Source organism: Candidatus Cyanaurora vandensis, assembly GCF_013285555.1.
Lineage (GTDB): Bacteria > Cyanobacteriota > Cyanobacteriia > Gloeobacterales > Anthocerotibacteraceae > Cyanaurora > Cyanaurora vandensis.
This window is the reverse complement of the sequence record NZ_JAAXLT010000135.1, coordinates 1-6,546: the sequence shown is the minus strand read 5'-3', so window position 1 is coordinate 6,546 and position 6,546 is coordinate 1. Positions and strand designations below refer to the sequence as shown.

Sequence of the window (6,546 nt, the reverse complement as noted above, 5' to 3'; positions counted from 1 at the left end):
GCGTTCCTGTTCCTGATTAGCCCGCTGCTGCAAACCCTAATCCTGGGTCTGTTCCCTGGATGAACCCGGACCGACTGCTGGTCACTGCCGCTCAGATGCAAGCCGTGGAGGATTGGACCTTCAACCGGGGGTTGCCCGTGGCGGGGCTGATGGAGCGGGCAGGTCTGCGGTTAACTGAAACGATCCTTGACACCTATCCGGGCCTAGACCGGGTAGGTGTTTTGGTTGGACCGGGGCACAATGGCGCGGACGCGTTGGTGGTGGCTCGTGAGTTGCATCTGTTGGGACTGACTGTTCAAGTGTTTGTCCCAGTGAACCCGTTAAAACCCTTGACCCAGGACCATCTGCGTTACTACCAAGCTATCGGAGGCCGGGTAGTGCCTGAGGTTCAGGAACTCAGAGCAAGTTCGTTACTAGTGGACGGATTATTCGGTTCTGGGCTAACCCGCGCCCTAGCCCCGGAACTAGCTCAACTCGTGGATACCATCAATCATTGGGGACTGCGGGTAGTGAGTCTGGACTTGCCCTCGGGTCTAGAGAGCGACACCGGAGCAGTCCTGGGCACAGCAATTCGGGCCGAGCGGACCTTTTGTCTGGGGCTATGGAAACAGGGCCTTTTTGAGGACCGCGCTCTGGAATACTGCGGCACTGTTACCCGCTTGGACTTGGGCTTACCGATGGCGGCCTTACAAGCCGTCCTCCCGGAACCCCAGACCCAGCGCATCACCCCAGACTTCGCTCGTGCCGGTCTGCCCCTCAACCGTCCCCTAGCCGCCCACAAATACACGGTGGGACGGTTGTTGGTGGTGGCGGGGTCCCGGCAGTTCACCGGAGCGGCTCTGTTGACTGGGTTGGGGGCGCGGGCGAGCGGGGTGGGCTGGGTGGGGATGGCGGTACCCGGTTCAATTCGTGACGGGTTGGGGTTCCACTTGCCCGATGCGGTCTATCATCCTTGTCCTGAGACTTCTGAGGGCGTGATTCATCAACTAGCCGTGGACCCCCGTGATTACCGGGCCGTGGCCTGTGGACCGGGTTTGGGTCACGCGTCAGAACTGGTACAGCAATTACTGGCTCAGCCAGTGCCCCTAGTTCTCGATGCGGGTGCACTCAGTAGTCTGGGGGTTTGTGGCGACCAGTTACAGCGGTCCGCACCCACGGTTATCACTCCCCACGCTGGGGAGTTCAAACGACTTTTTCCTGACCTCGATCCCCAGTCCCGTTTGGCCTCAGCCCGGATTGCTGCGGTCAGGAGTGGCGCGGTGGTCGTCCTCAAGGGAGCCCGGACGGTCATCGCCACGCCCCAGGGCCAAGTCTGGGTCAACCCCGAGAGTACCCCGGCTCTGGCACGGGCGGGTTCAGGAGATGTCTTGACTGGACTGCTGGCGGGGGTGCTGGCCCAGGGGGTATCGCCCCTCATGGCGGCAGTCGGAGCGGTTTGGTGGCATAGTCACGCGGCTCGTCAACTCGCTCTAACCCGCTCGGTCCTGGGTGTGGATCCTGTTACCCTGGCGCAGTACTTACCCAGCAGTCTTGAATTTATCTAATCTCTACTGGCTATACCGTGCCCGCAGTTGCTCCCGTTGTTGGGGCGTTAAAACGGCTCGAATCCTGAGCAAATTCTCCACCCTGAGCCGCGCACTCTGGTTCTGGAGGTCCTGCATCCGTTCAAACTGACGGAGAATCTGCGGGTCGGTGGCAGTTGAAACCAGGGTCCGCCGAAAGGATTGCTGGGCCTGATTGAGTTGCTCGCGCAGGTTCTTGGCCCGCGTTTGATCCGCTTGTTGGATCGCGCGGATCTGGCGTTGCTGTTCCCGGTTGAGCCCGAGTCCTTGCAAGTCGAGTTGGGGGGGCCGTTCACCGGGTTCACGACGCTCATCACGCGGGGGACGGTCTAAAAAAGGTTGGCGGTCGCGGTTGGGTTGCGCCAACAGGGGGAGACACAGACTCCCCAGCAGCAACAAACTACATTCGAATTTCATAGAGGCCTGTCTGGGGGTCCACCGCAAAAGCCGTACTCCCCGTCATGGCAGTGGGTACTTCGAGGAGCAGGTCTGCTTCGACCCACTCCGTAGACGGGGCGGTAAATAGGTTCAAAGCAACCACGAGCGAAGCAGCCACACTTGCCGCTCCCACGCCCCAGGGCCAGAACTGCCGTTTGGGAGCCACTGCCCGGAGGACTCGTTCCTCTAGGTTCACTGCTGGGACGGGCGGCTCAGGGGCATGTTCTAGTAGAAAAGCCCGCAAAGGCAAGTCTGGTAACGCCGTCAGAATTCGTTCTTCCAAGTCCGACGGGGCGGGGGGTGCCACGGGCGCATGGTTCTGTAAAAAGGCCACCAAGGGCATATCCGCAAAGAGTGCCGTGAGGACCCGTGCTTCCAAGTCTTGATGGGGAGCGGGGGGACGGGGATGGGTCTGGAGGAGTTCGACTAAGGCCGGGTCTTCACCCGTAAAGGCCACCGCCAAAATACGGTCCACGAGGTCCACGGGGGCCGGGGGCACGGGGGGGTAATGGGTCCGCAGGAAGCGTCCTACAAGGTCATCATCAGACAGGGGAGTCATAGCTCCACTCCTTGAGCAACGAGGTATTCACGCAATTTACGTCGTCCATAGAAAACGCGGGATTTAACGGTCCCCACGGGCAAATTTAAGATCCGGGCCACTTCATCCTGGGGCTTCTCCTGGAGGTCATGGAGGACAATCACATCCCGTTGTTCCGCTGGGAGGGTGGCTAGAGCATTTTGAACTAGTTCCTGACGACCCAGCCGACCCAGGTTGTCCTCCCGTCCGTCGGGGACGGCTAGGTTCTCTAAAGAAGTCGTCTCCGGTAAGTTAACCAACTGGAGCCGACGGCCCTGTTTACGGCGGAAATCCTGACAGACGTTATAAGTGATCCGAAAGATCCAAGTCGAGAACTGACTCTCCCCGCGAAACTTCGGTAAAGCCCGGAAGACTTTAATAAAAACTTCCTGGGTCAAATCGTCCAACCCCTCGGGCTTGCCCGTTAGCTGGAAAAGTAAACTACGCACTCGGGGACAGTGCCGTTGATAAAGGGTGCGAAAAGCCTCCTGATCGCCGTCTAGACAACGTGTGATCAGTTGCTCATCAGTCTCCATAGGCACCGCAAAGACCATCTTGGTACAACAAACTCACTAGATATTGGGACGCTGCCCACCTCCTAAAGTTCACGCCACTACCCCAACTTCTGACCCCCAGCATACCCCAAGGGTCAGCGTGTGAACGCACCCCAGGCCTGGGGGTCCGGGTGAGATAAAATAGCTGGGTACTAGCCCTGGGTGTCGGCAATGACCAAATTTATCTTTGTGACGGGGGGAGTCGTCTCCTCGATCGGTAAGGGTATCGTGGCGGCGAGTCTGGGGCGGTTGCTCAAATCGCGAGACTTTGCCGTTTCCATTATCAAACTCGACCCCTACATCAATGTGGACCCCGGGACAATGAGTCCCTACCAACATGGCGAGGTCTATGTCACCGATGACGGGGCGGAGACCGACTTGGACTTGGGCAACTACGAGCGGTTCACGGATACTTCCATGTCCAAGCTCAACAACGTTACGACGGGCTCAATTTACCAAGCAGTGATCAATAAAGAACGCCGGGGCGATTACAACGGCGCCACGGTCCAAGTCATCCCCCATATCACCAATGAGATCAAAGAGCGTATCCACCGCGTTGCCCGCAATACTCATCCTGATGTGGTCCTCGTCGAGGTCGGCGGGACCGTGGGGGATATTGAGTCCCTGCCCTTCTTAGAGGCAATCCGGCAGTTTCGTAAGGACGTGGGCCGCACTCAGGCGTTGTACATCCATGTCACCTTGATTCCCTTTATCGAATCCGCCCACGAGATGAAGTCCAAACCGACTCAGCACTCGGTCAACGAACTGCGCTCGATTGGAATTCAGCCGGATATTTTAGTTTGTCGCTCGGATCGTCCTCTCCCCGAGGGCCTCAAGGAGAAGATTTCTAACTTCTGTGATGTGCCTGCTAAGGCCGTTATCTCCTGTCAGGATGCACGGAGTATCTACGAAGTCCCCTTGCGATTGGAACAAGAAGGTCTGGCTGAGCGGGTCCTGGAGTTACTTAATTTACCAGAGCGCACTCCTGACTTGGTGAACTGGAAACGCCTGATTCGTTGTATGGACCAGCCCCAACAACGGCTCGTCGTCGGGCTGGTCGGCAAATACGTCCAGTTGTCTGATGCCTATATCTCGGTGGTCGAGGCCCTGCGCCATGCGGCAATTGCCCAGGATATCCAGGTGGACTTGGCCTGGATTAGCGCGGAGGATGTGGAGAAACGGGGGGCGGCGGAATATTTGGCGGGACTCAGCGGTCTGATTGTCCCTGGTGGTTTTGGGCAGCGTGGGATCGATGGCAAGATCCAGGCGATCCAATACGCCCGCGAACACAACTTACCTTTCCTGGGTCTGTGTCTGGGGATGCAGTGCGCGGTGATTGAATGGGGGCGCAACGTGGCAAAACTCAGTGGGGGAGCCAACAGTACCGAGTTTGACCCCGCCACGCCCCATCCGGTCATCTCCTTATTGCCAGAACAAGAGGACGTGTCTGCCCTCGGGGGAACCCTGCGCTTGGGACTGTGGGCCTGCCGTCTCGCGCCTAATTCCTTGGCCCAACATCTCTACCACGACTCCGTTACCCTCGAACGCCACCGCCACCGTTACGAGTTCAACAACGCCTACCGCCGCCAATTCGTGGACTCGGGCTACCGAATCTGTGGACTTTCCCTCGATGAGCGGTTGGTCGAGATGATTGAATTACCCAGCCATCCCTACTTCATTGCCAGCCAGTTCCACCCTGAGTTCCGGTCGCGCCCCAACAGTCCCCATCCGCTCTTCATGGGTTTGGTGGAAGCCGCCCGCAAACACGCCCAGAGTTACATTGCTGCTGAGCGTATTCCCGTGGCTCAAGAAGAGTAACTGACTTTTTGCCCCATGCGCGGACGGGCGAACCGTTCCCAGGCATTGCCTCCCCTCAAGAAAAGCTCCATCCAACGCACCGGCTTCCCCTGAGCCGTCCACCCCGAACTGCCCGGTGCAAAGGCCAAACTCCCCTGGGGGACTTTGAAACTGCCATCGCTATACACGGCATCACTGACCACATCTCCGACCTGCACGACCACCCGTGACTCCGGTTGCAGGTTTACCTCATGCGCCGGAATGGTCGTTTTGAGGTTGCCATAGCCATCCGCCCAAGCCACTTGGTCCGGGGGAATACTAGGAATCAAGCTCCGGTCTAGCTCCGCGCCGAGCAGACTAAAATCCCCTTGGGCTACTGTCTTGACCACCTGCGGGAAGATATCCCGCGACCGAAACTGCGAACCCGCCCGCGCCACATTCACCGTCTGCAACCGCTCCGCGTGGTCTTTAATAAAAGCCAGGGTATAGCCCGCATTGACCCCGACCACCTGCACGCCATTCGTGAGTAGGGCATAGGTCAAACCCTCCCCTTCGTTATCAGACCGGGAGAGGGGGTCATCCTGCCGGGGGGCACAGTTGTGATAGATAATCCGCTCTGGTCCCGGATTTAGCCCCAACTGCGCCACCCAGAACCCCGTCGCCAAGGTACTAAAAGGTGGTACCGAGAGACAACTCACCTGACTCTGGGGCAACCCCAATAACAACTGTTGCGTCACCTCAGCAAAAGCCGGGTCCCCATTCCCGTAGTCCGCAATCACTTGAAGCAGCATCACCTACCCTCGTTTTCCCCATTGTGCGCCAACTCCGACAGCCGATCCCGGCGAGCTTGCTTAGGCTTGTCACCTTTACCTTGTTGCAGGGCTAATTCTTACAGTGCTTGTTGGGTGTTGTCCGGCAGATAGACCGTAGTAGGTTACATGGGACCTCTTATGCTAGGGGTATTCTCACTACATTTTGCCTAGTCTGCCCTTTTATTGCCGCGATCTTTTGGCTTTCCGTCGGTGTTCAGAGCTACGCAAGCTTCAACTGTGAACTTCAACGCTTTCTTCGGCGCGGAATTAGTAGCGGTTCTGGGGGTTGATAAGCCTTCAACCCTTCGTCTCCAGTCAATATCTCGACGTAGCTACCCAGGTCAGCGTAATACTGAGCCACATTTTTTATCGTCGCATCACCGATTGATAGGCATTGTTTGGTAAGTTCGGGCCACTCGCCAGCTAGTTTTTTGAGGTTTTCTACATCCCATTGTTCTAGCTGTACTGTGAATGCTGCCCAAGGCGATGTTTCCTCCGCAACCTTGGTCATGAGGCTTGCTAAAGCTTGAGCAGTCTCATAACGTTTTGAGTTAGCCTGAGCGATGTGATTACCTGTTTCAATAATTGTCGCTAGTGGAAGTACCAAGGTAGTTGTATTTGCGATTTCGTTTAAGTATTGGTCTATTCTCGCTTTATTCCATTCTCCGTTCTGTGAACCGCAAGTGTCTTTTCCAGGAACCTCTAACGGGAACCTCGATTTATTAATAGGATGATAGGAAATTAGCTCCTAAGAGCTTTTGATTTTAAAATATCGATGATTTATTGTCTAAAATAACTTCTCCTTT

7 protein-coding genes are annotated in these 6,546 nt (G+C 56.8%); 2 read left to right on the top strand and 5 right to left on the bottom strand.

From position 1 onward, the window contains the following. Positions 1-59: 59 nt before the first annotated feature. The gene (locus HFM78_RS09305) at positions 60-1,544 is read left to right on the top strand and encodes an NAD(P)H-hydrate dehydratase (protein ID WP_287129165.1); all 1,485 of its coding nucleotides are present in this window, start codon (positions 60-62) and stop codon (positions 1,542-1,544) included. A gap of 3 nt (positions 1,545-1,547) precedes the next feature. On the opposite strand, the gene HFM78_RS09300 is transcribed toward HFM78_RS09305, so the two are convergent. From HFM78_RS09300 to HFM78_RS09290, 3 genes are read right to left on the bottom strand one after another with little or no spacing between them, the layout of a single operon-like run. Continuing rightward, a complete protein-coding gene (locus HFM78_RS09300) occupies positions 1,548-1,979 on the bottom strand; it encodes a periplasmic heavy metal sensor (protein ID WP_287129164.1) in 432 nt (143 codons plus the stop codon). Continuing rightward, positions 1,963-2,559, bottom strand: a complete 597-nt coding sequence (locus tag HFM78_RS09295) for a hypothetical protein (RefSeq protein WP_287129163.1) — start codon at positions 2,557-2,559, stop codon at positions 1,963-1,965. The genes HFM78_RS09300 and HFM78_RS09295 overlap by 17 nt, the downstream gene beginning before the upstream one ends. Beyond that, positions 2,556-3,113 (bottom strand): sigma-70 family RNA polymerase sigma factor, encoded by a 558-nt coding sequence (locus HFM78_RS09290; RefSeq protein WP_287129162.1) that lies wholly within the window; start codon positions 3,111-3,113, stop codon positions 2,556-2,558. The genes HFM78_RS09295 and HFM78_RS09290 overlap by 4 nt, the downstream gene beginning before the upstream one ends. Before the next feature lie 189 nt (positions 3,114-3,302). Between HFM78_RS09290 and HFM78_RS09285 the strand changes: the two genes are divergently transcribed. After that, entirely contained in the window at positions 3,303-4,949 is a 1,647-nt protein-coding gene (locus tag HFM78_RS09285) for a CTP synthase (protein ID WP_287129161.1), read from the top strand. On the opposite strand, the gene HFM78_RS09280 is transcribed toward HFM78_RS09285, so the two are convergent. Further along, a complete protein-coding gene (locus HFM78_RS09280) occupies positions 4,937-5,719 on the bottom strand; it encodes an SAM-dependent chlorinase/fluorinase (protein WP_287129160.1) in 783 nt (260 codons plus the stop codon). The two genes, HFM78_RS09285 and HFM78_RS09280, sit on opposite strands and share 13 nt — an antisense overlap. A 265-nt stretch (positions 5,720-5,984) precedes the next feature. Beyond that, a complete protein-coding gene (locus HFM78_RS09275) occupies positions 5,985-6,347 on the bottom strand; it encodes a hypothetical protein (RefSeq protein WP_287129159.1) in 363 nt (120 codons plus the stop codon). Between the last annotated feature and the right edge of the window lie 199 nt (positions 6,348-6,546).